Here is a 24,216-nt window from a genome sequence, read left to right as displayed (position 1 = left end):
TTCGGTCTTGACATATTAGCGCTAGAGGTTTTCAAAGTCATCACTTGGAAATTAACCGGCGTGGCGACCGAATGCAAGCGTTGCCAATGCCGCACCGAACCCAGGAGTCGATAATGGCCTTTGAACTTCCCGCCCTGCCCTATTCCCACGCTGCCCTCGCCGAACGCGGCATGAGCCAGGAAACGCTGGAGCTGCATCACGACAAGCACCACCAGGCCTATGTGACGGCGCTGAATGGTTTCGTGGAGAAGAATGCCGACCTGCAGGGTAAATCGCTGGAAGAGATCATAGCCTTCGCCAATGGCAAGGCTGACCTGGCGCCGGTGTTCAACAATGCCGGGCAGCACTGGAACCATATCCACTTCTGGAATGCCCTATCGCCCAAGGGTGGCGCGCTTCCAGGGAAGCTCGAGACCAAGATCGTGAGCGACCTGGGCTCGGTCGAGGCCTTCAAGGAGCAGTTCAAAACGGCGGCGACGACGCAATTCGGCTCGGGCTGGGCGTGGCTGGTGCTGGGCACCGACGGCAAGCTGAAGGTGACCAAGACGCCCAATGGCAGCAACCCGCTGGCGACAGGAGAAGGCAAGCCGCTGCTGGGGCTCGATGTGTGGGAGCACAGCTACTATGTCGATTTCCGCAATCGGCGCCCGGATTACGTGACCAACTTCCTCGACAAGCTGGCCAATTACGAGTTTGCGGAAGCCAATCTGGCCTGAATGTTTCGCGCAGGCGGGGTTTACCTTTCGGTGACCTCCAGAAACGGTGATTCCCGCCTGCGCGGGAATGGCGTAGTGGTTTATTCGGGCGCCGTGTCGCTCATCGAAAGTGCTGAGAGTATGACGGCGGTAATGGCGGATTTTGAACTGCCCGACACGATGAAACTGCATCCACCCCGGCAGCCCGTGGTGAGCAATGCGGAATTCCGGGCCGCCATGTCCGGCATGGCGGCGACGGTGAGCCTGGTGACGGCAAGGCGGGGCGATGAGCGGATCGGACGAACCGTCACCTCGATGCTGTCGCTGTCGATCAACCCACCGACCATCCTGATCTCTATCGACATCATGAGCCGCCTGGCGGACCTGATCGCCAAGACTGGCGGATTCTCGCTCGCCCTGCTCGCCGATGACCAGACTGAGGTCGCCGATGCCTTTGCCGGGCAGGTGGCGCCGGAGGAACGGTTCAACACCGGCCGCTGGAGCCAGTGGCCATCGGGTCACCCGATGCTGCTGGGGGCGGTGACAGCGCTGGATTGCGATGTGATCGGGGCGATCGAGACGGGCACCCATGTGCTGTTTGCAGGTGCAGTCATCGAGGCGGAAACGACGGAGAGCCGTGCGCCGCTGCTGTGGCAACGCCACCAATATCGCGCCGTCGGCGGGCTCGACTGAGGGGCGCGAAACTGCCAAGCTGGCGCAACTGCTTCGGCAACCCTCACGCCGAAAGCTGCGTTTCCCCCATTGAGGGAGGCCGAGATGCCCCGATTTTTCTTTCACTATCGCACCGATGACGAACTGATCCGCGATGCGGATGGCAGCGAATTGCCCGATATCGAGGCGGCGGAGCACAATGCCGCGGCGCTGGCCAAAGCCATTGTCGAACAGGCAGCAAGCACAGGGGGCGATACGCGAATCCCGCGTTCGATCGAGATCACCGACGCGTCGGGTGAAGAGCTGCTGTATCTGGTGTTCTGGGCCGGGCCGAAGGTCACGGCCGGTGGCGAGGAACAGGAGCCGATCGAACCGACGACGGTGCATTGATAGCTCCGAGCTCATTGATATGAAGAGCTACTTTCTCGAGGGAACGGGCGACATCGCAGATGTCCGCGGTGCGTTATCCGCCTTGCTGCCAGGCCAGGCTGATCCATGGCTGCTGCACGCCGCCGTCGACGACGTTTTGGCATACCTCGATGTAACTGCGAACGAGACGGGCGCCTGGTCGATCCAGGCGGACGTCAGCGGACGTCACTACGATTGCGACAACATGGTTTTGAACGTTCTGCGGAAACTGCAAACACAACTGGGCGGCTTGGTCCGCGACGACGACGGCAACGACCGGTAGTGGCTCTATCGGAACGCAAAAACGCCGGCCCTGGGGCCGGCGCTTGTACGTCTGGGAGGACGAGGGCGTTACTGCGCGGGGGCGCCGGAATAGATCTGGTCGAAAATGCCGCCGTCGCCGAAGAAGCGGGGCTGGGCTTCGCGCCAGCCGCCGAAATCGGCGATGGTCACCAGGTTGACGTCGCCAAAGCGGGCAATGTCGTCGGGGTTTGCGGCTTCCGGCCTGAACGGGCGGTAGTAGTTCGCGGCGGCGATGGCCTGGCCTTCGTCGGAATAGAGATATTCGAGATAGGCTTGGGCCAGATCGGTATTGCCCTTGTTTTCGGCATTGCCGACGACCAGCGCAACCGGGGGTTCGGCCAGGATCGATACCGAGGGGGTCACGATATCGAAGGCGTCGGGGCCGAGTTCTTCGAGGGCCAGGTAGGCCTCGTTTTCCCAGGCCAGCAGGACGTCGCCGATGCCGCGCTGCACGAAGGTGGTGGTGGCGCCCCGAGCGCCGGTATCGAGCACGGGGACATGCCTGTAGAGGTCGGTCACGAAGGCCTGCGCGGTCTCATCGGAACCGCCGGGCTGCGCCTTGGCCCAGGCCCAGGCGGCCAGCAGGTTCCAGCGGGCGCCACCTGATGTCTTGGGATTGGGTGTGATGACTTCGACGCCATCCTTGATCAGGTCGCCCCAATCGCCGAGGCCCTTGGGGTTACCCTTGCGGACGAGGAAGACGATGGTGGAGGTATAGGGCGCGTTGTTGTTTTCGAACGTGCCGCGCCAATCGGCCGGGATCAGCGCGGGATTGGCATCGGAGATGGCGTTGATGTCGCTTTCGAGCGCCAGGGTCACCACATCGGCCTCAAGACCGTCGATGACGGTGCGCGCCTGGGCGCCGGAGCCGCCATGCGTGTTCTCGATGGCGACCGTCTCGCCTGTTTCCGTCTGCCAGTGGGCGATGAAGGCCTCGTTGAACTGCTGGTAGAGTTCACGGGTGGGGTCGTAGCTGACATTGATCAGGGTGCGATCCTGACCATGCGCCGTCACCGCGAAACCCAGCACCAGCGCGGCGGCTAGGGCCGTATAGGCGATAAAAGTGGACGCGTTCTTCATCTCTGTCTCCCGCTGAGATCGCATGACTAAAAGACTACCAGATCACTAGGGTATCGCAAGGCGATGGTTCGCGCCGTTGTGACGCGCGGGAGAACGGTTTGCTGCAATTGGCGCCCAAGCGAGAAAATGCGCATAGGCGCAGCCGGGCTGTGTCACCGGGCCATCGCGCGCCGGAGCTATCATGCGAAGGGATGGCAGACAGATGCGCTGCGGCTGCCTAGACTGCGTGGGCGAGTGGGAGAGTCGTTGAATGGACCTGGGACAATCGAACCGGCCGGCATTGCTGGGCCGCGCCGCGGCTTTGACAGAGGAAGACGCCAGCTTCGCGCGCTTCTTCAAGGCGGCGATCCAGGCGACGGATGGCGAGGACCTGGAGCGCCAGACGCCGCAGCAGTTCGAAGCGACGCTGCGACAATCCTACCGGCACCTGATGGCCTATTCCGGTGACAGCAGCCGGCTGACGGCCACGCCACCGGCCCGGTCCGGCGACCCGCTGGTGCTCGATATCATCTCGCCCGACATGCCCTTCATTGTCGACAGCGCGCTGGCGGCCGTGCGGGCCGCCGGGGGCACAGTGCAGATGTTCACCCACCCCGTGGTGCGGCTGGACGCGGGCGTGGTGAGCGAGAGCACCGGACGGGCGCTGAGCGTGTTGCACATCCACAGCGATCCGGTGGCCGACATCGCGGCGCTGACGGCCGAGATCGAGGCCACCATGGCCGACGTGACGCGCGCGGTGCGCGACTGGCAGAACATGCTGGAGCGGTTGCGCCGGGCGATCGGAACGCTCGAGGCCAGCACCAACAGCCAGAAGGACGAGCCTCTGCGTTTCCTCGACTGGCTTATCGAGCACAATTTCACCTTCCTGGGCATCAGGGAGTATCAGCTGACCGATGGCGGACTGGTGCCGGTGGCCGATAGCGGCCTGGGCATCCTGCGGGATGCGGCATTCAAGGTGCTGCGCAGCGGCCCGACCTTCGTCGAGTCAACGCCGCAGCACACCGCCTTCATGGCTTCGGGCGAACCGCTGCTGGTGACCAAGGCCAATGTGCGCTCGCGGGTGCATCGGCGCGGCCATCTGGATTATGTGGGAATCAAGATTTTCGGCGCGAACGGCCAGGCCGTCGGAGAATTGCGGGTGGTCGGCCTGTTCACGGCCCAGGCGCTGGCGACGCCGCATACCGAGGTGCCGATCATCCGGCGCAAGATTGCCGAGGTGATGCGCAAGTCGGGCATCGACCCGCTGGGGCATGACGGGCGGACGCTGCTGAGCGCGCTGGATTCATATCCTCGCGACGAGCTGTTCCAGATCAACGTCGAGCAGCTGTTCGAATTCGCCACGGCCATAGCCGGGCTCTATGACCGGCCGCGGGTGCGGGTATTGCCGCGCATCGACCGGTTCGACAATTTCGTTTCCGTGCTCGTCTATGTGCCGCGCGACCGCTATGACGGGGAAGCCCGGGCGCGGATCTCGCGCTACCTGGCGCAGGTCTATGACGGGCGCGTTTCGGCCTATTATCCGCATTTCCCCGAGGGGGAACTGGTGCGGCTGCATGTCATTATCGGGCGCATAGCCGGGCCGACGCCGCGGCCGGAGCGGGCGGAACTGGAAGCCCGCGTCAATGCGCTGACCTCCAATTTCGGCGACATGCTGGTGGCCGCCGCCGATGATCCGGCCAGCATCAGCGACTATCGCGGCGCGTTTTCGCCGGCCTACCAATCGCGCAATTCGGCGCAGGATGCGCTCGTGGATATCGGCGTGTTGCGGGAGCTGGGCGACGGCGCCGACGTAGCCGTTCGGCTCTATGAGCGCACCGGGACCGAAGGGTCGCTGGGGCTCAAGTTCTACCACCGGGAAAGCGCCATTCCGCTGAGCGACCGCGTGCCGATGCTGGAAGCGTTCGGCTTCCGGGTGATCGACGAGCGGACCTATACGATCGTGCCGCGCGACGGGGTGGAGCGATATCTGCACGACATGGTGCTGGAGCCGCTCGATGGCAGCGATTTCGACGTCGCGGCGCGTGGCCCGGCGGTCGAAGCGGGGCTGCTGGCGGTTTGGAGTGGGCTGACGGAAAGCGACCAGCTCAATGCGCTGGTGACGCGGACGAGCCTGGGCTGGAACGACGCGGCCCTGTTGCGGGCGCTGTCGCGCTATCTGCGGCAGATCGGGATTTCCTATTCGCAGCGCTACATCGCAAATGTGCTGGTCAAACAGGCGGAGGCGGCATCGGCATTGGTGGCGCTGTTCGAGGCGCTGCATGACCCCAGGCAAACCGACCGGGAGGCCAGCGCCGAGGCGGCCCGACAGCGGATCGCCGTGGCGCTCGACGCCATGGCGTCGCTGGACGAGGACACGATTATCCGCCGGTTTCTCAACCTGGTGGAGGCGTCCGTCCGCACCAATGCGTTCCAGCGCGATGCGGAGGGCAACCGCATGCCGGCCCTCGCGATCAAGTTCAACAGTGGCCTCGTGGACGGCATGGCGGCACCGCGGCCGTATCGGGAGATCTCGGTCTATTCGCCCCGCGTCGAAGGCATCCACATGCGGTTTGGCGCCATTGCGCGCGGCGGCATCCGCTGGTCGGACCGGCCGGAAGATTTCCGCACGGAAGTGCTGGGGCTGGTCAAGGCGCAACAGGTCAAGAATGCGGTGATCGTGCCTGTCGGCGCCAAGGGCGGCTTCGTGCCCAAGCTGCTGGTGCCGGGGATGGCGCGAGAGGCCTTCGCTGCGGAGGGCGTCGCCGCCTACAAGATATTCATCGGTGCGCTGCTCGATGTGACCGACAATCTCGTGCAAGGCGAGGTGGCGCCGCCAAGGGATGTGGTGCGGCGCGATGGGGACGATCCCTATCTGGTGGTGGCGGCGGACAAGGGCACGGCGAGCTTTTCCGACACAGCCAATGGCATCGCCATTGCGCGCGGCTTCTGGCTGGGGGACGCCTTCGCTTCGGGTGGCTCGGCCGGCTATGACCACAAGAAGATGGGCATTACGGCGCGTGGCGGCTGGGAAGCGGTGAAGCGGCATTTCCGCGAGATGGACCGCGATATCCAGAAGGAGCCGTTCACCGTCGTCGGGGTGGGCGACATGAGCGGCGACGTGTTCGGCAATGGCATGCTGCTCTCGCCCGAAATCCGGCTGCTGGCGGCATTCGACCACCGCGACATCTTCATCGATCCGCAGCCCGATGCGGCCAGGAGCCTGGCTGAGCGGCAGCGGCTGTTCGCCCTGCCCCGCTCCAGCTGGCAGGACTATGACAAGGGCCTGATCTCCGAGGGTGGCGGGGTGTTTTCGCGGTCACTCAAATCCATCCCGCTCTCCCCCCAGATACGGGCGACGCTGGGGATCACGGCAGACCATGCGACGCCGGCCGAAGTGATGACAGCAATCCTCAAGGCAGATGTGGACCTGCTGTGGTTCGGGGGCATCGGAACCTATGTACGCAGTTCGCTGGAAACCGATGCCGATGTGGGCGACCGGGCCAATGACGCGATCCGCATCACCGGCAGCGACGTCCGGGCCAAGGTGGTAGGGGAAGGCGCAAACCTGGGTGTGACGCAGCGCGGACGCATCGAATATGCGCTGGCCGGCGGGCGCATCAACACTGACGCCATCGACAATTCGGCGGGGGTGAATTCGAGCGATCTCGAGGTGAACATCAAGATCGCGCTGGCGCCGCTGCTGGCGGATAGAACGCTGGACATCGAAGCGCGCAACCGGTTCCTGGTGACGATGACCGACGAGGTCGCGGCCCTGTGCCTGCGCAACAACTACATGCAGGGCCTGGCGATCTCGCTGGCGCAGCGGGCCGGTCTGCACGATCTGCCCGACCATCGCGAACTTATCGAACAGCTGGAACGGCGCGGATTACTGGATCGCGCGGTGGAATTCCTGCCCGCCGACACCGTGCTGGACGCCAGGGCGGCGAGCGGGACGGCGCTGGTGAGGCCGGAACTGGCTGTCATTCTCGCCTATGCCAAGCTGACGTTTTACGCGGACCTGTTGCAGGGCAAGTCGATCGACGAGGGCTACCTGGCCGGTGAACTCTACCGCTATTTCCCCGAGACGCTGCACAGGACTTACCCAGACGCGGTAACCGGGCATCGGCTGAAGCGCGAAGTCATTGCTACCGTGCTGGCCAATGCGATGATCAATCGCGGCGGGCCGGCCTTTGTGACCGATCTGATGGCGGCAACCAGCGCCAGCCCCGGCGAGGTGGCGCTGGCCTACGCGGCCACGCGCGATGCCTATGGCCTGGTCGAACTCAATGCAGCGATAGATGCGCTGGACGGCAGGATCGCGGGCGAAGTGCAACTGGCGCTTTATGCCGAGGTGATGAGCCTGCTGCGGCAGGAGAGCCTGTGGTTCCTGCGCAATGCCGACGTGACGCAGGGATTGGCCGGACTGGTGGAGCGGCATGCGGCGGGCGTGGCCACGCTCAAGGCAATGCTGGGAAGCACCCTGCCCGCGTCGCTGGCGCAAGGCGTGGCCGAGCGGGCGATGGACCTGGTGGCCAAGGGCGTGCCGGAAGGGGTGGCACAGCGCATCGCGGAACTGTCGGTGCTCAGCTATGCCAGCGACATCGTGCTGGTCAGCGAACGCTCCGGTGTGCCGGTGGCCGAAGGGGCAACGGCGTTTTTCGGGGTGTTCACGGCCTTCGAGCTTTGGCCGGTGATCGAGCAGGGACGGGCCATCCGGCTCAGCGACCGGTTCGACCGCATGGCGCTGGACCGGGCACTGGCCAACCTGATGCGCGCGCAACGCGACCTGACAGCCGACGTGCTCAAGAGCGATGGCGGCCTTGGCGGCTGGACGGCAAGGCCGGGGATCGGGCGAACAGCTACGGCGGTGGCCGAGCTGACCCAGGGGGCGCTGACCGTGTCGCGGTTGAGCGTGGCGGCGGGGCTACTGGCGGATCTGGCGCAGGAGGTTTGAGGCCAAAATCACGGGGGGCATCCCGGCGGAGACCGGAATCCATGCGGGAAGCCATCCGACACGCTGGATGTAGCGGCAAGCCTCGGACATGGATTCCGGCCTGCGCCGGAATGATGTCGTGGGCAGCAGGCATCGAAGCATTCACCCATTGCGAACAAAACCAGAATAGACTTTGGTGAGAGTTCCGCTCACAGGTCCCCGATTCGTGCTCGCCAGCCTCAATTATCTCGATGCCCTCAACCCGGAGCAACGCCGCGCGGTGGAGCATGGCATTGGGCAGGAACGGCCCGGCCCGCTGCTGGTGATTGCGGGCGCCGGATCGGGCAAGACCAATACGCTGGCGCATCGGGTGGCGCATCTGTTGGTCAATGGCGCCGATCCGCGGCGCATCCTGCTGATGACGTTTTCGCGGCGGGCAGCCAGCGAGATGAGCCGGCGGGTGGAGCGGATCGCGGCGCAGGTGCTGGGCAAGAGTTCGGGCGTACTCACCGACGCGCTCAGCTGGGCCGGGACGTTTCATGGCATCGGCGCGCGGCTGCTGCGCGAGCATGCGAGCCAGATCGGGCTCGACCCGGCCTTTACCATCCATGATCGCGAAGACTCGGCGGACCTGATGAACCTCGTCCGGCATGAGCTGGGGATGAGCGAGGCCAAGAGCCGGTTTCCGACCAAGAGCACGTGCCTGGCCATCTATTCGCGCGTGGTCAATGCACAGGGCGAACTGGAAACAGTGCTCAAGGAGACGTTTCCGTGGTGCGCCATGTGGGCGAGCGAGCTGCGACAGTTGTTTGGCGGCTATGTCGAGGCCAAGCAGAAACAGAACGTACTCGATTATGACGACCTGCTGCTCTACTGGGCCGGCATGATGGCCGATCCCGGGATTGCCGCCGAGGTCTCCGGGCGGTTCGACCATGTGCTGGTGGATGAGTACCAGGATACCAACCGGCTGCAGGCCAGCGTGCTGCTGGCGATGCGGCCAGATGGCAGCGGGCTGACTGTCGTGGGGGACGATGCGCAGTCGATCTATTCGTTCCGGGCGGCGACCGTGCGGAACATTCTCGATTTCCCCGCGGCGTTCAATCCGCCGGCTGATATCGTTACGCTGGACCGGAACTATCGCTCGACGCAGCCGATCCTCTCCGCCGCCAATGCCGTCATCGACATGGCCAGCGAGCGTTTCACCAAGAACCTGTGGACCGAGCGGCAATCGGACGCCAGGCCGCTGCTGGTGACGGTGCGTGACGAGGCGGACCAGGCGCGCTATGTGGTGCACAAGGTGCTGGAAGCGCGCGAGGGCGGCATGGCGCTCAAGAGCCAGGCCGTGCTGTTTCGGACATCGAGCCATTCGGGGCCACTGGAAATCGAGCTGACGCGACGGAACATTCCGTTCGTGAAGTTTGGTGGGCTCAAATTCCTCGACGCGGCGCATATCAAGGACCTGCTGGCCATTTTGCGCTGGGCGGAGAATCCGCGCGACCGGGTGGCGGGGTTCCGCGTGCTGCAACTTCTGCCGGGCGTCGGCCCGGGCACGGCGGGCAAGGTGCTCGACGCCATGGCTGTTGGACCGGACCCGGTCTGGGCGCTGGGCGAGATTCCGGCGCCGCCGCGGGCGGCCGAGGGCTGGACCGGGCTGGTGGAGATGATGGGGCGGCTGTCGCGCAGGGAGGCGGGCTGGCCGCTGGAACTGGGCTATGCGCGGCTCTGGTATGAGCCGCTGATGGAACAGGCCTATGAGGACGCGGCTGTGCGGATGCAGGATATCCTGCAGCTCGAGCAGATTGCCTCGGGCTATCCCAGCCGCGAACGGTTCCTCACCGAACTGACGCTGGACCCGCCGGATGCGACCAGCGACCAATCGGGGGTGCCCTCGCTGGACGAGGATTATCTCATCTTGTCGACCATTCACTCGGCCAAGGGGCAGGAATGGAAGGCGGTGCATGTGCTCAACGTGGTGGATGGCTGCATCCCCTCGGACCTGGGCACCGGTTCAACGCATGAACTGGAGGAGGAGCGGCGGCTGCTCTATGTGGCGATGACGCGGGCGCGGGACGAGCTGAACCTGATCGTGCCGCAGCGGTTTTTCGTGACGCAGCAGCATAAGCATGGCGACAAGCACCTTTATGCGCAGCGGACGCGGTTCATTCCGCGGGCCATGGTGCCCCTGTTCGAGGACATTTTGTGGCCGCCGGTGAAGCCGGCTTATATCGAGGGGCTGTCACCCGCCCCGGCACAGATGGATATCGGCGCGCAGATGCGGGGCATGTGGAAGTAGGTTGTGTGGCGCGGCGGCCTGCAAGGGTGGAATCTGCGCGGCGGGCGTGGCTGGACTGGATTGAGTCCACAGATCGTCACCCTCGGGCCTGACCCGAGGGCGTTGCACTTCCTAAGTTCGTTGAGTGGAGAGCCCTCGGGTCAGGCCCGAGGGTGACGGTCTGTGTTTGCGGGGTCGCGGGGTGCGCTCATCCTCTCATGCCAAAGTCGCCTTGCGCGCGATGTCTACATGGGGAGAGTGGGGGACCCTTCCCTGTTGCCGAGTGCCCCATGACCACGCTTTCCGACTGGCTTGCCGCCCAACCTGTCGATCCCAAGCTTGCCTCGGTGGTGGCCACCATGGCGACGGCGAGCGCTGAAATCGCGGACGTCCTGCGGCTGGCGCCGATATCAGGGCAGACGGGGCTGGCTGGGCAGACCAATGTGCAGGGCGAGGCGCAGAAGGCGCTGGACGTGATCTCAAACGACATTGTTTTGAATCACATACGGCGAAATCCGGACATTTCGATTCTGGTGTCGGAAGAGCTGGATGAAGCGGTTCACATCGAGAATCAGGGCCGGTTTCTGGTGGCGACCGATCCGCTGGACGGCTCTTCAAACCTCGATGTAAATGTCACCGTGGGCACGATTTTTTCGGTTCTGGATGCTACAAAAGGGTTGCTGCAACCTGGATCGGCGCAATTGGCGGCCGGGTATGCGGCCTATGGGCCGGCAACGAGCCTGGTGCTGACATTTGGCACGTCGACAGCGGTGTTCACGCTGGATGCGGACGGGACGTTCCAATTGACGCTGGACAACATGTCCGTGGCGCCGGCGTCGGCGGAGTATGCGATCAACACGGCGCGCGAGCGGCTGTGGGATGCCGCTACCCGCGGCTATGTCGCCGAGAATGTTGCGGGAGAAACCGGGCCGGCCGGCAAGCGCCACAATATGCGCTGGGTGGGGTCCATGGTGGCCGATATTCACCGCATCCTGATGCGCGGCGGCATTTTCCTCTATCCGCTGGACAGCGAAACCACCAGCAAGGGCGGCAGGTTGCGCTTGCTCTATGAGGCCAATCCGATGGCGCTGGTGGTGGAGGCCGCGGGGGGCCGGTCGACGACCGGGCGGGAGCGCATTCTCGACCTGGTGCCAACGGGGATTCACCAGCGGGTGCCGGTGATCCTTGGCTCGGCCGAGGAGGTGGCGCGGGTTGAGGCTTGGTACGCGAAGATCCCGGCGAACTAGTTTGCGCGGATGGTGGATTGCGGCAATTGCAACGTTCTTATTGTCTGGTTATAGCTCGACCCGAGGAGCCGGCGCGCTGATCTTGCCCGGCCGGGAGCCATTATGACCGACGCCAAGCTGACGCTGCCCAAGACCAATTCGAGCCCCTGGCCGAACCGGCCGTTCCACCGGCAGTACCTGATGCGGCAGGCCAACAACCTGTTCGACTTCTTCGAATCGCCCTCGCTGAACCCCAAGGGCGGCTTCTTCGAACTGGATGACGATGGTGCGCCGCTGGACCGGGACAATGCCACCAGGCAGATCCATGTCACCACGCGCATGGTGCATTGCTCTGTCATCGGCAGCCTGATCGGGCGGCCCGGATCGGACGAGATCGTCGACCACGGCATGCGCTACATCTGGGAGAAGCACCGCGATGCCAGGCGGGGCGGCTATGTGTGGGGCCTTGATGATAACGGGGTGACCAACGGCTCCAAGCAGGCCTATGGGCATGCCTTCGTGCTGTTGGCGGCATCGAGCGCCAAGCTGGTGGGGCACCCGCTGGCCGAGCAGATGCTCGCCGACGTGACCGAGGTCATCAATACGCGCTTCTGGGACGAGCAGACCGGTTCGGTGAAGGATGAATACAACCAGGACTGGTCGCAGCTGCTGCCCTATCGCGGGCAGAATGCCAATATGCACATGACGGAAGCGCTGATGGCGGCGTACGAGGCCACCGGAGAGCGCGCCTACCTCACCAAGGCGGAGCGCATTGCCGAACTGATCATCGCCAGGAACGCCATCCCCCTGGGCCACCGGGTGGCCGAGCATTTCGACCAGCACTGGGTGCTCGACCGGAATTACGAGGGCAATGAGATGTTCCGCCCATCGGGCACGACGCCGGGGCATTGGCTGGAATGGGCGCGGCTGCTCTACCAGCTCTGGGTGCTGGGCGAAAAGCGCCTGTCATGGATGACGGGCGCGGCGCGGGAACTGTTCCAGCAATCGATCGAGCTGGGCTGGGACAAGGTGCATGGCGGCTTCTTCTATACGCTGGACTGGGACAACAAGCCGGTTCTGCGGGAGAAGCTGTGGTGGCCGGTGAGCGAAGCAATCGGGGCGGCTGCCTATATCTCGGCCTTCGACAGCGGCGACTATTTCCAGGCCTGGTATCGCAGGCTGTGGGACTATGCCGAGAACCATGTCATCGACCACAAGCGCGGCGGCTGGCTGAGCGAGCTCAAGGAAGACCTGACGCCGACGTCGCGGCTGTTCGTGGGTAAACCCGATATCTACCACGCGTTGCAGGCCTGCCTAATCCCGCTCTATCCGGCCAATGGCAGCCTGACCAAGGGCATCATCGAGGCTGATCACACCATCAGGCAACACCACTAGGTTGCCAGTGCCGCACGGCGCGCGTACATCAGCGCGAGTTTTTGAGAGACCTCGCCGATGTCGCGCCCCGATCGCCTGCCAGCCCAATTGCCGCGCCTCCTGGTGGAGCGCGCCGTCGCCGCCGCGCTCGAGGAAGACCTCGGGCTGGCCGGCGACCTGACGAGCCAGGCGACGTTAGCGCCAGCGGCATGGGCGACCGCAAGTCTGTCGGCCCGCGAGCCCGGCATTATTGCCGGCCTCGACCTGGCAGCGGCGGCGTTTCGGCTGGTTGGCGACGGGGTGACGTTTACCCCTGTCCTGGCTGATGGCGATCGGGTGGCGGCGGGCGGTTTGGTTGCTGATGTGACGGGCCCTGCCCGGTTGGTGATGTCGGCTGAACGGGTGGCGCTGAACTTCCTCAATCACCTCAGCGGCATTGCCACGCTGACGCGCGAATATGCCGATGCGGTTGCCGGCACGGGCGCGCAGATCTGCGACACGCGCAAGACGACGCCGGGGCTTCGGGCCTTCGAGAAATACGCGGTGCGCTGTGGTGGTGGCGCCAACCACCGCTATTCGCTGGATGACGCCATTCTCATCAAGGACAATCATATTGCCGTCGCCGGCGGTGTGACGGCAGCTTACCAGGCAGCCGAGGCCTTTGCCGGACACCTGGTCGCCATCGAGATCGAAGTGACCAATCTGGCGGAACTCGAAGAGGCGCTGGCCGCAGGGGCGCGGGTCATACTGCTCGACAATATGGACAATGAGACCCTGCGCCGGGCAGTGGCGGTCAATGCGGGGCGTGCCAGGCTCGAGGCCTCGGGCGGGGTGAAGCTCGATCGGGTGCGCTCGATCGGGGAAACCGGGGTCGACTATATTTCCACCAGCCAGATCACGATGGCGGCAAAGCCCCTCGACCTGGGCCTCGACGTGGTGGTGGAACGCTGATGGCTGTCCCCATGCAAGCGCCGACCGACCATGACCTGACCGCGCTGGCGCTGGACGCCGCCATTGCCGCGGCGCGCGTCATTCTCGATGTCTATGCCCGGCCCATCGCCTCGGTCGCCAAGGTCGACGGGTCGCCGGTGACGGAGGCCGACGCAGCGGCGGAAGCCGTGATCCTCGATATGCTGAAGCCCACCGGCATCCCCGTACTGGGCGAAGAGAGCGTGGCCGCGGGTGTCATTCCCGTGCTGGGCGATCGCTATTTCGTCGTCGACCCGCTTGATGGCACCAAGGAATTCATCAAGCGCAACGGCGAGTTCACCGTGAATATCGCGCTGGTCGAGCATGGCGTCCCGGTGCTTGGCGTGGTGCTGGCGCCGGTGACGGGCGAAACCTTCATCGGCGACTCCACGGGCGCGTGGTTCTGCAATACGCGGACCGGGATCGCCGAAGAAAAGCTCAGGATATCCGTAGCTTCGGCGGAGCGGCTGCGCATTGTGGCCAGCCGGTCGCATGGGCATGCAGCGGTTGCAGCACTGTGCGAGGCGCTTGATGTGGAGGCCGATGTATCGGTCGGCTCGTCACTGAAATTCTGCCTTCTCGCCCGCGGCGACGCGCAGCTCTATCCGCGATTTACGCCCACGTCGGAGTGGGACACGGCGGCCGGCCAGGCGGTGCTGGAAGCAGCGGGTGGCGCGGTGGTGACGCTTGACGGCCAGCGCATGCGCTATGGCAAGGGCGACCTCGGCTTCCTCAACCCATATTTTGTGGCGGCGTCGAGCCGCGAACTGGCGCAGCGCGCCGCTGCGGAAATGACCAGGCTGCTGGACCTGGCAACCAGCCATGCAACCTGATCTTAACTGATCTACCCGAACTGCTGGGTTCGAGAACTTGCGCGATTCATCCTGGACCTATACAGAACCGGCATATATCGGTCCGGCATATGTCCCGGCGGAGCCAGCGCATGAACGTCAGAACGCTTTGTCTATCGATCCTCTATGAGGGCGAGGCAACCGGGTATGAAATCCGGCGGCTTTGCGTCGAAGGCGAATGCTCGTATTTCGTCGAGGCGAGTTTTGGCTCGATCTACCCCGCCCTCGCCCGGCTAGAGGACGAAGGCCTGGTGGTCAGCCGGACCGAGCAGCAAAGCGGCAAGCCGGCCAAGAAGGTCTACTCGATCACCGACCAGGGCCGCACGGCCTTTGCCGAGGAGCTCGCAGGACCGCTTGGCGAGGACGTGTTCCGCAGCCCGTTCCTGCTGTTCGCCCGCTTTGCACATATTCTGCCGCGCGACCTAGTCGAGGCGCGGGCCAATGAATACCTGGAAAAACACATAGCTGACCACCGCCGGCTTGAAGAGGCCTTCGCCGAGCGCGGGAGCAATGCTGCCGACACATGGGTAATTAATTATGGACGTGCAGTAATGGAGGTTGCCGAACGGCATATCCGCTCCCATATGCACGAACTGATCACTTTGGCGCGAGCCGAGCCGAAAAAAGACGCGGCTGAGTAAAGGGGCGAATCTCAATGCGTGCACTGTTTTCCTATGGCGTTGCCTTCCTGATCCTAGTTCTTGCGGGGGCATGGCTGTCTACCGGCACGCTGGTGATGGGCGGCAACGGACCTGGCAATGGCGAGCGGCCGATCATTTCGGTCATCGAAGGCGAAGAACACGGACCGGTTGCGACCCAACTGGCCGAGGCGGGCGTTCTTGCCCAGAACGAAACCGAACATGCCGTTGACCCGCACCTGACCATCGCGCAGCGCAACGAACAGGATCTGGGCGCCAATACCCAGCTACAATCGGTGCGCACGTCGACCTATGTCGCCAAGCCTATGCCGATTGAAGTGCCGCTGCGGGGCCGGACGCAGGCCAAGGCCTCGGTTGGCGCGGTGGCCGAGACTGCAGGCGTTGTCGATACAGTGCATGTCACGAAGGGCCAGAATGTGGCCGTCGGCGATTTGCTCTGCACGCTCGACCAGGGCACGCGCGCTGCCGCCGTCGCCCAGGCCAAGGCCGGGCTCGAGCAGGCACAGGCCGGGCTCGAGCAGGCCCAGTCGGACTTCGACACTAATGCCGAGCTTCGCGCCAAGGGTCTTGCCGCTCCCAATACGGCACGCCAGCTCGAAGTGGCACTGAGCGCTGCCAAGGCCTCGATCAGCGCAGCACAGGCGGGGCTCGACAATGCCCAGGCCGAACTGGACCGCACTGAAATCCGTGCCAAGGTTGCCGGCGTCGTCCAGGATCCGCTGGTGTCGGCCGGTGCCATGCTCGCCATGGGCCAACCCTGCGCAACGATCGTGCAGCTCGATCCGATGGTGTTTATCGGCCAGGTACCGGAGGCTCGCATCACGCTGGCGCGTCTAGGCCTTGAGGCCTCCATCAAGACCATTACCGGCCAGGAAGTGTCGGGCAAGGTGACGTTCATCTCGAGCACGGCCGACGCCGCCACCCGCTCGTTCCCGGTTGAGATCGAATTCCCCAACGCTGGTGGTGCGATCCGCGATGGCATCACTGCGACCGCCACGGTCAACATGGGTTCGGCTCCCGCGCATCTGGTGCCGCAATCAGTGTTGACGCTGAATGATGAGGGCGTGCTCGGCGTGAGCATCGTCGCTGGCGGTGCCGTCAAGTTCGTGCCTGTCCAGATTGCCAGCGACACGCGCGACGGCGTGTGGGTGCTCGGCCTCCCCACCTCGGCTGACGTGATCACCGTCGGCCAGGAATATGTCAAGGACGGCCAGGCCGTCGACGCCACCAACGTAACCGCGAGCTGACACCATGCTGGACTTTATCGAACGCATCCTGAGGATGCCGCGAGTTGTTCTGACGGTCATGGTGCTGCTGCTGGGCGCGGGCCTCGCGGCCTACACCTCGCTGCCGAAGGAAAGCTTTCCGGCCATCGATATCCCGTACTTCTACGTCTCGGTCAGCCAGACCGGGGTGGCGCCGCGCGACGCCGAGCAGTTGCTGGCCAAGCCCATCGAGGACCGGATCAAGGAAATCGACGGGCTGGAGAACTATTCAGCTACCTCGACGACCGGCCACGCCTCGGTCTTCCTCGAGTTCAACGTCAACGCCGACAAGGATGCCGCACTTGCGGACATCCGTGCGGCGCTGGACGGCATCGCGGCCGAACTGCCTGATGATGCGACCGAACCGACGGTGACCGAGATTTCCTTCTCGGACGTGCCAACCATCTCGGTGGCCGTCTATGGTTCGGTGCCGGAACGCGAACTGGTCAACCGTGCCAAGGATCTGCAGGACGAACTGGAGACCATGCGCGACGTGCAGAGCGTCACCCTCAGCGGGTCGCGCGACGAAGTTCTCGAAGTCACCATCGATCTCAACCGCCTCGAGGCCTACAACCTGACGGCGGCCGAACTGTTCGATGCCCTGGCCAAGAACAACATGGTGGTGCCCGGTGGCACGCTGGACAGCGGCCAGGGCTCCTTCAACGTCGAAGTTCCCGGCCTGATCAAGAACGCACAGGACGTCTATTCGCTGCCGCTCAAGACCTCTGGCGACACCGTGGTGACGTTTGGCGACGTGGCGAGCATCACCCGCACCTTCGAAGATGCGACGTCGTACTCGCATGTGAACGGCCAGACGGCGATCACGCTGGGGGTCATCAAAAAGCTCGGCACCAACGTCATCACCGTTTCCGACGACGTGCGCCGGGTGACCGAAGAATTCACCGCCGATTGGCCACAAGGCATTGAAACCAGCTTCCTGATCGATCAGGCGGACTCGACGAAGGGCCTGTTCCGTTCGCTGGAAGCCGCAGTGCTGACGGCCGTGGCACTGGTGTTGATCACCTGCATTGCCACACTCGGTGTGCGCCCGGCCATCATGATCGGCATGTCGATCCCGATCTCGTTCATGATCGCATTCCTTGTCGTGCAAATCATGGGCATGACCATCAACATGATGATCATGTTCGGCCTGGTGCTGGCGGTTGGCGTGCTCGTCGACGACCCGATCGTCGTGGTGGAATACGCGGAACGAAAGCTGATGGAAGGCGTCTCCAAGAAGGAGGCGTTCATCATGGCGGCGCGCAAGATGTTCGTGCCGGTGGTTTCTGCCACCTTCACGACACTGGGCGCCTTCGTGCCACTGCTGTTCTGGCCGGGCATTATTGGCAAGTTCATGAGCTACCTGCCGATCATCGTGATCGTGGTGATGTGCGCCTCGCTCGTTTCCGCGCTTATTTTCATGCCCATCATCGGCGCCTTCATTGCCTCGACCCATGTCGATCCCAAGCAAAAGGAAGCTGCGGACCTGGTGATGTATGCCGACAAATTCGATCCCAAGAAGGTCGGCGGGATCACTGGTGTCTATGTCCGCACGATGGAGCACCTGATCCGTCATCCGATACCGACGCTGGGCGTTGGCTTCGCGCTGATCGTGGGCATGTTCGTGCTCTATATTGGCAGCAATCCGACCACCGAGGCCTTCCCGGCATCCGAGCCCGAATTCGGCACCGTCAACGTGATCACGCGCGGCAATTACTCACCCGCCGAGATCCGCGACATGCTGGTCGAGGTGGAGAACGAAATCCTGCAGGTGCAGGGCATCCAGGACGTCATCATGAGCTTCGGCGGTGGTGGGGATGTGATGAGCTCGGGCGGTCCGCCGGATACGATCGGCTCGTTCAACCTGCAGCTCCTGCCCTATAACGAGCGCGTCAAGGCAGCGGTGATCTTCCAGGATATCCGCGACCGCGTGGCCGACATTTCGGGCCTCGACGTGCAGATCGCCGCCCAGGAAAATGGCCCGCCGGCCGGCAAGGCCATTAATCTGCGGGTCGAAGGCACGGTTTATGACGACATCGGCCCTGCGGTTGCCAAGCTGCGCGACTATATCGAGAACGATCTTGGCGACACGATCGACATCGAGGATGGTCGCCCTGCCCCCGGCATCGATTGGCAGGTGACGATCGACCGCGAGGCCGCCGCCAAGTATGGCATCGGTGTACGGGAACTGAGCCCCTATGTGCAGTTGGTAACCTCGGGCGTGAAGCTCGGCAGCTACCGGCCGGACGATGGCGGTGACGAACTCGACATTCGCGTCCGCCTGCCGGAGGGAGAACGTACGTTCGATGCTCTCGACTCGCTGCGGATCGTGACGGCGCAGGGCCTGGTGCCGGTGAGCAACTTCATCGAGCGCACGGCCGTGCCCAAGGTGGCCAATATATCGCGTCGCAATGGCGTCTATGCCATGAGCGTGGCGGCCAACCTCAACCCGACCAATGCAGCCGGCGAACCGGTCACTGCCGATGCCAAGATCGAGCAGATCAAGGCTTGGCAGGCCACCCAGGATTGGCCGTCCTCCGTCGAGATCGTCTATGGCGGTGCGGCGGAACAGGTGGACGACACCAATGCGTTCATCGTGTCGGCGTTTGGCGCAGCCATGTTCCTGATCTTCCTGATCCTGCTGCTGGAGTATAACAGCTTCTGGCAGGTGCTGGTGACGCTCTCGACGGTGATCATGTCACTGGGCGGGGTGCTGCTGGGCATGGTGGTCACCGGCATGAGCTTCTCGGCCATCATGACGGGCCTGGGCATCGTGGCCCTGGCGGGTATTGTGGTGAAGAACGGCATCGTGCTGATCGACACCTACAATCACTATAACCGCGACGAACATGTCGAGCCGATCAAGGCGATGCTGCTGACCATCAGCCAGCGTGTGCGGCCGGTGCTGCTCACCGCAACGGTGACAGCACTGGGCGTGATTCCGATGGCACTGAATGTCGAGTTCGACTTCATCCGTCGCGAGATCGTGGTGGGTGGTATCGCCGGCTCCTGGTTCATCCATCTCAGCGCCGCGCTGGTGTCGGGCCTGTTCGTGTCGACCGCGCTGACCCTGGTGATGGTGCCTGTCATGGTGGTGGCGCCTGGTGTGCTGTGGCGAGGCTGGATTGGCCGAGTTATCGGCGCTGTCTACGGCGCCCTTCGCAATCCTTCGGCCAGGTTCAGGGCCGCGCAGGCGGCCGCGGTTCCGGCGGGCTTTGACGGCATGGCCGTGGAAATCCCCGCCGATGCCGATGGCACCAAGCGCTATATCGTCAGCCCCGACGCGGGGCTGGTGGAGAAGGAAGCGAATGGCGTGACCGTGGTCAGCCGGCCGGAAGCAGCCGAATAGGCTGACCGGAATGAACGCGAAAGGCCCGCAGCGATGCGGGCCTTTTTTGTTGCTGTGGTCGCCGCACCCATCGTCAACAAATGTTGACAGCCTTCCAGTCGTCAACTATTGTTGACGCATGAATGAGACCCCAGATGACGCGTCCGAGACGGACAATCCGGAGCAGGCCTTTGCCAGCGTGGTTGCCCTGCGGCTGATGGCCGACAGGCTGGAACGGAAGGCGGTGGCCGAGGCGCTGGCGCAGGGCTGGTCCTGGGCTCGCATCGCCCAGGCTCTTGGAGTGAGCAAGCAGGCCGCACACAAGCGGCTCTCCAGCGTCACACCGACAATCAAGACGTGAAGGACACCAGCATGTTGAAAAAGCTGACCCAGACGTTCCGGGACATGGGAACCATCAAGACCCTGTGCGAGGCTGCGGAGCAGATTGCCAATGCCGAGCACCAGCCGGCACCGGGCGCCGAGCATTTTGTGCTAGCGGCGCTGGAATTGCCGGACGGATCAGCGGCGCGGGTGTTCCGCAAGCTGGGCATCAGCGCCGGCGCGTTCCGTGAGGCGCTGCGGGACGTGCACCGCGCTGCGCTCATGGCAGCAGGTGTCAATGCCGAGGATGTTGCCGGCTCGGAACGGGATGTGCCGCCCCTGCCCCGACCCAGTGGGCCTTACAATGCGGCGCCATCGGGCGAAGCGGTGCTGAATGGGCTGGCGGCTCTGCGCAAGCGCGGGGTGACGGGGCCGCTGATCGGCGCTCACGTGCTTGAGGTGGTGTCCGCGATGCAGCACGGCCCCTCGGCGCATGCCTTCGCCCGGCTGGGCCGCGACGCGCCGACGGTAATGGCGGCCATCCAGAGCGAAATGGCGATGGCGGCATGAGCCGCCTTCACTCCGCCGCCGGGACGCCCCGCTTGACGAAGCCTTCGGGGTCATTGGCGGTCTGGAGGAGCCTCTCTTCGGCCTCGCTGGCCTCGCGCTGGCGGTTCCACATCTGGGCGTAGAGGCCGTCCTGCTGCAGCAGCGCAACGTGGTTGCCGCGCTCAGCGACGACGCCGTCCCGCAGGACCAGAATTTCGTCGGCATTGACCACCGTCGAGAGGCGGTGGGCGATGACGACGGTGGTGCGGTTCTTGGACACCACATCGAGCGCCGACTGGATATCGCGTTCGGTCTTGGTGTCCAACGCCGAGGTCGCCTCATCGAGGATGAGGATGGACGGCGCCTTGAGGATGGTGCGGGCGATGGCAACGCGCTGCTTCTCGCCACCGGAAAGCTTGAGGCCACGCTCGCCGACGGGGGTATTGTAGCCCTTGGGCAGCGACTCGATGAAAGGGCCGACCTGGGCCATGGCAGCGGCGGCGCGGACATCCTCGGCGGTGGCACCGGGGCGGCCATATTCGATATTGTAGCCGATGGTGTCGTTGAACAGCACCGTATCCTGGGGGACCATGCCGATGGCCGAGCGCAGGCTTTCCTGCGTGACCTGGCGCAGGTCCTGGCCATCGATGGTGATCGAGCCACCGGTGACGTCGTAGAAGCGATAGAGCAGCCGCGAGATGGTGGACTTGCCCGCGCCGGTGGGGCCGACGATGGCCACGGTCTTGCCGGCCGGGACCTCGAAGCTCACGCCCTTGAGGATGGGGCGATCGGGATCGTAGTGGAAGGTGACGTTGTCGAAGCGGATGACCGGGCCGGTAACGGCAAGCGGCTTGGCGCCGGGGGCGTCCTCGACCTCGGGGGATTGATCGAGCAGCTTGAACATCGCCTCGATATCGGTGAGGCCCTGGCGCAGCTCGCGGTAGACGAAGCCGATGAAGTTGAGCGGCCGATAGATCTGCATCAGGAAGGTATTGAGCAGGACGAAATCGCCCAGCGTCAGCGTGCCATTCATAACCCCAACGATCGACATCACGGCGATGATCAGGAAGCCGGTATAGAAGATGACCGCCTGGCCGAAGTTGAGGAAGCCCAGCGACGTCCAGATGCGGATGGCGGAACGCTCGTAGCCGGCCATGGAGACGTCGTAACGCGCCGCTTCCATCTTCTCGTTGGCGAAGTATTTCACCGTCTCGTAGTTGAGCAGGCTGTCGATGGCCTTACCATTGGCATCGGTATCGGAGTCGTTCATGGCGCGGCGGATGCCGATGCGCCAGTTGGATGCCTTGATGGTGAAATAGAGATAGGCCCAGATCATCACGACCAGCACGCCAAGATAGCTGATGCCGAACAGCCAAACGAAGATGATGGCGGTGACGATGAACTCGACAATGGTCGGGGCGATGTTGAGCATCGCAAAACGGACCACCGTCTCGATGCCCTTGGTGCCGCGCTCGATGACGCGGCTGAGGCCGCCGGTGCGGCGCGCCAGATGGAAGCGCAGCGACAGGCGATGCAGGTGGTGGAAGGTCTGCAGCGCCAGCTTGCGCACGGCATGCTGGCCGACGCTGGCAAAGAGCACATCGCGCAGCTGCTGGAAGCCCGCGTCGATGATGTTGCCCAGGACGTAGGCGATGACGAGCACGATGGGCACGGCGAGGCCGAGGATCACCGCGCCATTGGGCGCCGAGCCATCGAGGCTGTCGATAATGCCCTTATAGGCGAAGGGAATGAGGGTGGTGGCGACCTTGCTGAGCAACAAGGCGCCAATGGCCAATATCACGCGCAGGCGCAAGTCGGGGCGGTCTGCCGGCCACATATAGGACCAGAGATTCTTCATTGTAGAGAACAATGATCCTTCATCCGCGCTAACGGATGGCTTGGGCGCTGCGCTGTCAGATGACATCAGGCGGGTTCCGCTTCCAGTTTGGATGGTGCGGGCGAGAAGCCCGCGATCATGCCGGAATAGGCGTCGCCCAAGGCAGCCAACCGGTCATGCTGGACGATGTAGCAATTGCGCGTCCCGCGCGGCTTGCGTTCGATAAGGCCGGCATCGAGCAGAACCTTGATATGCTGGCTCACCGTGGACTGGGCCAGGGTCAGTTCATCAGTCACGTCAGCGCAGCAACACTCGCCCCGCTCCTGCTTGGCCAGGATGCGCAGGATGTTGAGCCGCACCGGGTGGCCCATTGCTCGCATGATGGTGGCAATATCGTCGTCGCGCATTGCTTCGCCGTGGTTGATCGTCATTTGACGATAAAATGGGGTGTGACGCGCAAATAATCAATGGCCCGCCGGAGGGCGGGCCATTTTGTGCGCATTTAATTGGGCAGATCGAACACCTGACCGGGATAGATGCGGTCCGGATCGCGGATCTGGCCGGTATTGGCGTCGTAGATGGTGGTGTATTTGATGCCCTCGCCATAGACGCGGCGCGCAATGGTCCAGAGATTGTCGCCGCGACGGATGATGGCCTTGCCCGAGGCGAAGCGCTCGGCATCAGGACCACCGACGGCGACCGCGACCATTGTCGGCACCGCAGGCTCGGCAGCCGGGGCGGGAGCCGGTTCGGTTGCGGGAGCTGGAGCCGGTTCAGCCGCCGGAGCCGGTTCGGTTGTAGGCGCCGGAGCTGGCTCGACCGCCGGGGCAGGTTCGGCCGGCGTTTGAGCCTGCGCGGTGGTGACCGGCGCGGGCTCGGTTGTTGCAGGCGTATCAGCGGCTGGCACGTCAGTCGCGGCAGGCACGTCGGCTGTGGCAGTCGGCGTAGGCTCCGCAGCGGGGGCTGGCTCGGCCGCGGGGGCAGGTGCAGGCTCGGTGGCAGCGGCAGGCTCGGTAGCAGGCGCAGGCTCGGCGACCGGAGCCGGCTCGGCGGCGGGCGCCGCTGGCGCAGTGGCAGCAGGCTCGCTGGGAGTCGGCGTTGCCGGGGTATCGGCTGCCGCAACTGCAATCGGGGCCTCGACGGGAAGCTCAACAACAAAGTCGACCTCGGCGCGGGCGGCGACGTCGGCTGTGCCCGTCTGGAGCATATCGATACGGACCCGCTGCTCCGGCTTGGTCAGCACCTTGCCGGCCTCGACCAGCCAGCGGCCCTCCTCCACTGTTGCATCAGCGATATAGGCATCATCGACATAGAGCCGCATTGTAGCGCCCTCCGGACCGGCACCGGCGAAGAAGGTGCGGTCACCCTCGATTTCGATGGCGTCGATGGTGGGCGGGACGTTGGCGACGACGGCGACCGGAGCGGCGGGTGCCGTTGCGGGCGCTGCCGGGTCGGCGGCGGCAATCGCCGGGGCCGGTTCGACAGCCGCTGGAGC

19 protein-coding genes are annotated in these 24,216 nt (G+C 64.1%); 15 read left to right on the top strand and 4 right to left on the bottom strand.

Annotation, left to right across the window (positions count from 1 at the left end):
* The first annotated feature begins 113 nt into the window (after nucleotides 1-113).
* The 4 genes from IH615_RS16080 to IH615_RS16065 all read left to right on the top strand — a co-directional run bounded on the left by IH615_RS16080 (nucleotide 114) and on the right by IH615_RS16065 (nucleotide 2,058).
* Nucleotides 114-716 (top strand): superoxide dismutase, encoded by a 603-nt coding sequence (locus tag IH615_RS16080; RefSeq protein ID WP_291363342.1) that lies wholly within the window; start codon nucleotides 114-116, stop codon nucleotides 714-716.
* A gap of 132 nt (nucleotides 717-848) precedes the next feature.
* Complete coding sequence (locus IH615_RS16075) at nucleotides 849-1,388, top strand: flavin reductase family protein (RefSeq protein ID WP_291363340.1); 540 nt, start codon at nucleotides 849-851, stop codon at nucleotides 1,386-1,388.
* 84 nt (nucleotides 1,389-1,472) lie between these two features.
* A complete protein-coding gene (locus IH615_RS16070; RefSeq protein WP_291363338.1) occupies nucleotides 1,473-1,757 on the top strand; it encodes a hypothetical protein in 285 nt (94 codons plus the stop codon).
* Nucleotides 1,758-1,776: 19 nt separating this feature from the next.
* Nucleotides 1,777-2,058 (top strand): hypothetical protein, encoded by a 282-nt coding sequence (locus tag IH615_RS16065; RefSeq protein ID WP_291363336.1) that lies wholly within the window; start codon nucleotides 1,777-1,779, stop codon nucleotides 2,056-2,058.
* A gap of 68 nt (nucleotides 2,059-2,126) precedes the next feature.
* Here the strand turns inward: IH615_RS16065 and IH615_RS16060 are convergent, their stop codons facing one another.
* Nucleotides 2,127-3,182, bottom strand: coding sequence for a sulfate ABC transporter substrate-binding protein (locus IH615_RS16060; protein ID WP_291363334.1), 1,056 nt, complete (start codon nucleotides 3,180-3,182; stop codon nucleotides 2,127-2,129).
* 226 nt (nucleotides 3,183-3,408) lie between these two features.
* On the opposite strand from IH615_RS16060, the gene IH615_RS16055 reads away from it, so the two are divergent.
* The 11 genes from IH615_RS16055 to IH615_RS16005 all read left to right on the top strand — a co-directional run bounded on the left by IH615_RS16055 (nucleotide 3,409) and on the right by IH615_RS16005 (nucleotide 20,905).
* Nucleotides 3,409-8,091 (top strand): NAD-glutamate dehydrogenase, encoded by a 4,683-nt coding sequence (locus IH615_RS16055; RefSeq protein ID WP_291363332.1) that lies wholly within the window; start codon nucleotides 3,409-3,411, stop codon nucleotides 8,089-8,091.
* A 175-nt stretch (nucleotides 8,092-8,266) separates the two neighbouring features.
* On the top strand, nucleotides 8,267-10,363 hold the full coding sequence (locus IH615_RS16050; RefSeq protein ID WP_291363330.1) for an ATP-dependent helicase: 2,097 nt from the start codon (nucleotides 8,267-8,269) through the stop codon (nucleotides 10,361-10,363).
* 269 nt (nucleotides 10,364-10,632) lie between these two features.
* A complete protein-coding gene (locus IH615_RS16045; protein WP_291363328.1) occupies nucleotides 10,633-11,589 on the top strand; it encodes a class 1 fructose-bisphosphatase in 957 nt (318 codons plus the stop codon).
* A gap of 102 nt (nucleotides 11,590-11,691) precedes the next feature.
* Nucleotides 11,692-12,963 carry an AGE family epimerase/isomerase gene (locus IH615_RS16040; protein WP_291363326.1) on the top strand — a complete coding sequence of 424 codons (1,272 nt, stop codon included), beginning with the start codon at nucleotides 11,692-11,694 and terminating at the stop codon, nucleotides 12,961-12,963.
* Between the two features lie 57 nt (nucleotides 12,964-13,020).
* On the top strand, nucleotides 13,021-13,893 hold the full coding sequence (nadC, locus tag IH615_RS16035; protein WP_291363324.1) for a carboxylating nicotinate-nucleotide diphosphorylase: 873 nt from the start codon (nucleotides 13,021-13,023) through the stop codon (nucleotides 13,891-13,893).
* Nucleotides 13,893-14,744 (top strand): 3'(2'),5'-bisphosphate nucleotidase CysQ, encoded by an 852-nt coding sequence (cysQ, locus tag IH615_RS16030; RefSeq protein WP_291363322.1) that lies wholly within the window; start codon nucleotides 13,893-13,895, stop codon nucleotides 14,742-14,744. The genes nadC and cysQ overlap by 1 nt, the downstream gene beginning before the upstream one ends.
* 110 nt (nucleotides 14,745-14,854) lie before the next feature.
* Complete coding sequence (locus IH615_RS16025) at nucleotides 14,855-15,403, top strand: PadR family transcriptional regulator (protein WP_291363321.1); 549 nt, start codon at nucleotides 14,855-14,857, stop codon at nucleotides 15,401-15,403.
* A 14-nt stretch (nucleotides 15,404-15,417) separates the two neighbouring features.
* Nucleotides 15,418-16,668, top strand: a complete 1,251-nt coding sequence (locus tag IH615_RS16020; protein ID WP_291363319.1) for an efflux RND transporter periplasmic adaptor subunit — start codon at nucleotides 15,418-15,420, stop codon at nucleotides 16,666-16,668.
* 4 nt (nucleotides 16,669-16,672) lie between these two features.
* The gene (locus IH615_RS16015; protein ID WP_291363317.1) at nucleotides 16,673-20,035 is read left to right on the top strand and encodes an efflux RND transporter permease subunit; all 3,363 of its coding nucleotides are present in this window, start codon (nucleotides 16,673-16,675) and stop codon (nucleotides 20,033-20,035) included.
* A 118-nt stretch (nucleotides 20,036-20,153) separates the two neighbouring features.
* Nucleotides 20,154-20,375, top strand: coding sequence for a helix-turn-helix domain-containing protein (locus tag IH615_RS16010; protein WP_291363315.1), 222 nt, complete (start codon nucleotides 20,154-20,156; stop codon nucleotides 20,373-20,375).
* An 11-nt stretch (nucleotides 20,376-20,386) separates the two neighbouring features.
* Entirely contained in the window at nucleotides 20,387-20,905 is a 519-nt protein-coding gene (locus IH615_RS16005; protein ID WP_291363313.1) for a Clp protease N-terminal domain-containing protein, read from the top strand.
* Nucleotides 20,906-20,912: 7 nt separating this feature from the next.
* On the opposite strand, the gene IH615_RS16000 is transcribed toward IH615_RS16005, so the two are convergent.
* The 3 genes from IH615_RS16000 to IH615_RS15990 form a co-directional block, all read right to left on the bottom strand.
* A complete protein-coding gene (locus IH615_RS16000; RefSeq protein ID WP_291363311.1) occupies nucleotides 20,913-22,808 on the bottom strand; it encodes an ABC transporter ATP-binding protein/permease in 1,896 nt (631 codons plus the stop codon).
* Nucleotides 22,808-23,128, bottom strand: coding sequence for a metalloregulator ArsR/SmtB family transcription factor (locus tag IH615_RS15995; RefSeq protein WP_291363309.1), 321 nt, complete (start codon nucleotides 23,126-23,128; stop codon nucleotides 22,808-22,810). The genes IH615_RS16000 and IH615_RS15995 overlap by 1 nt, the downstream gene beginning before the upstream one ends.
* A gap of 95 nt (nucleotides 23,129-23,223) precedes the next feature.
* Nucleotides 23,224-24,216 (bottom strand): LysM peptidoglycan-binding domain-containing protein (locus tag IH615_RS15990; protein ID WP_291363307.1); only part of this gene is annotated, 993 nt, incomplete at its 5' end.

The sequence above is a fragment of the Devosia sp. genome (assembly GCF_014860165.1).
Lineage (GTDB): Bacteria > Pseudomonadota > Alphaproteobacteria > Rhizobiales > Devosiaceae > Devosia.
This window is presented reverse-complemented; position numbering and strand designations above follow the sequence as displayed.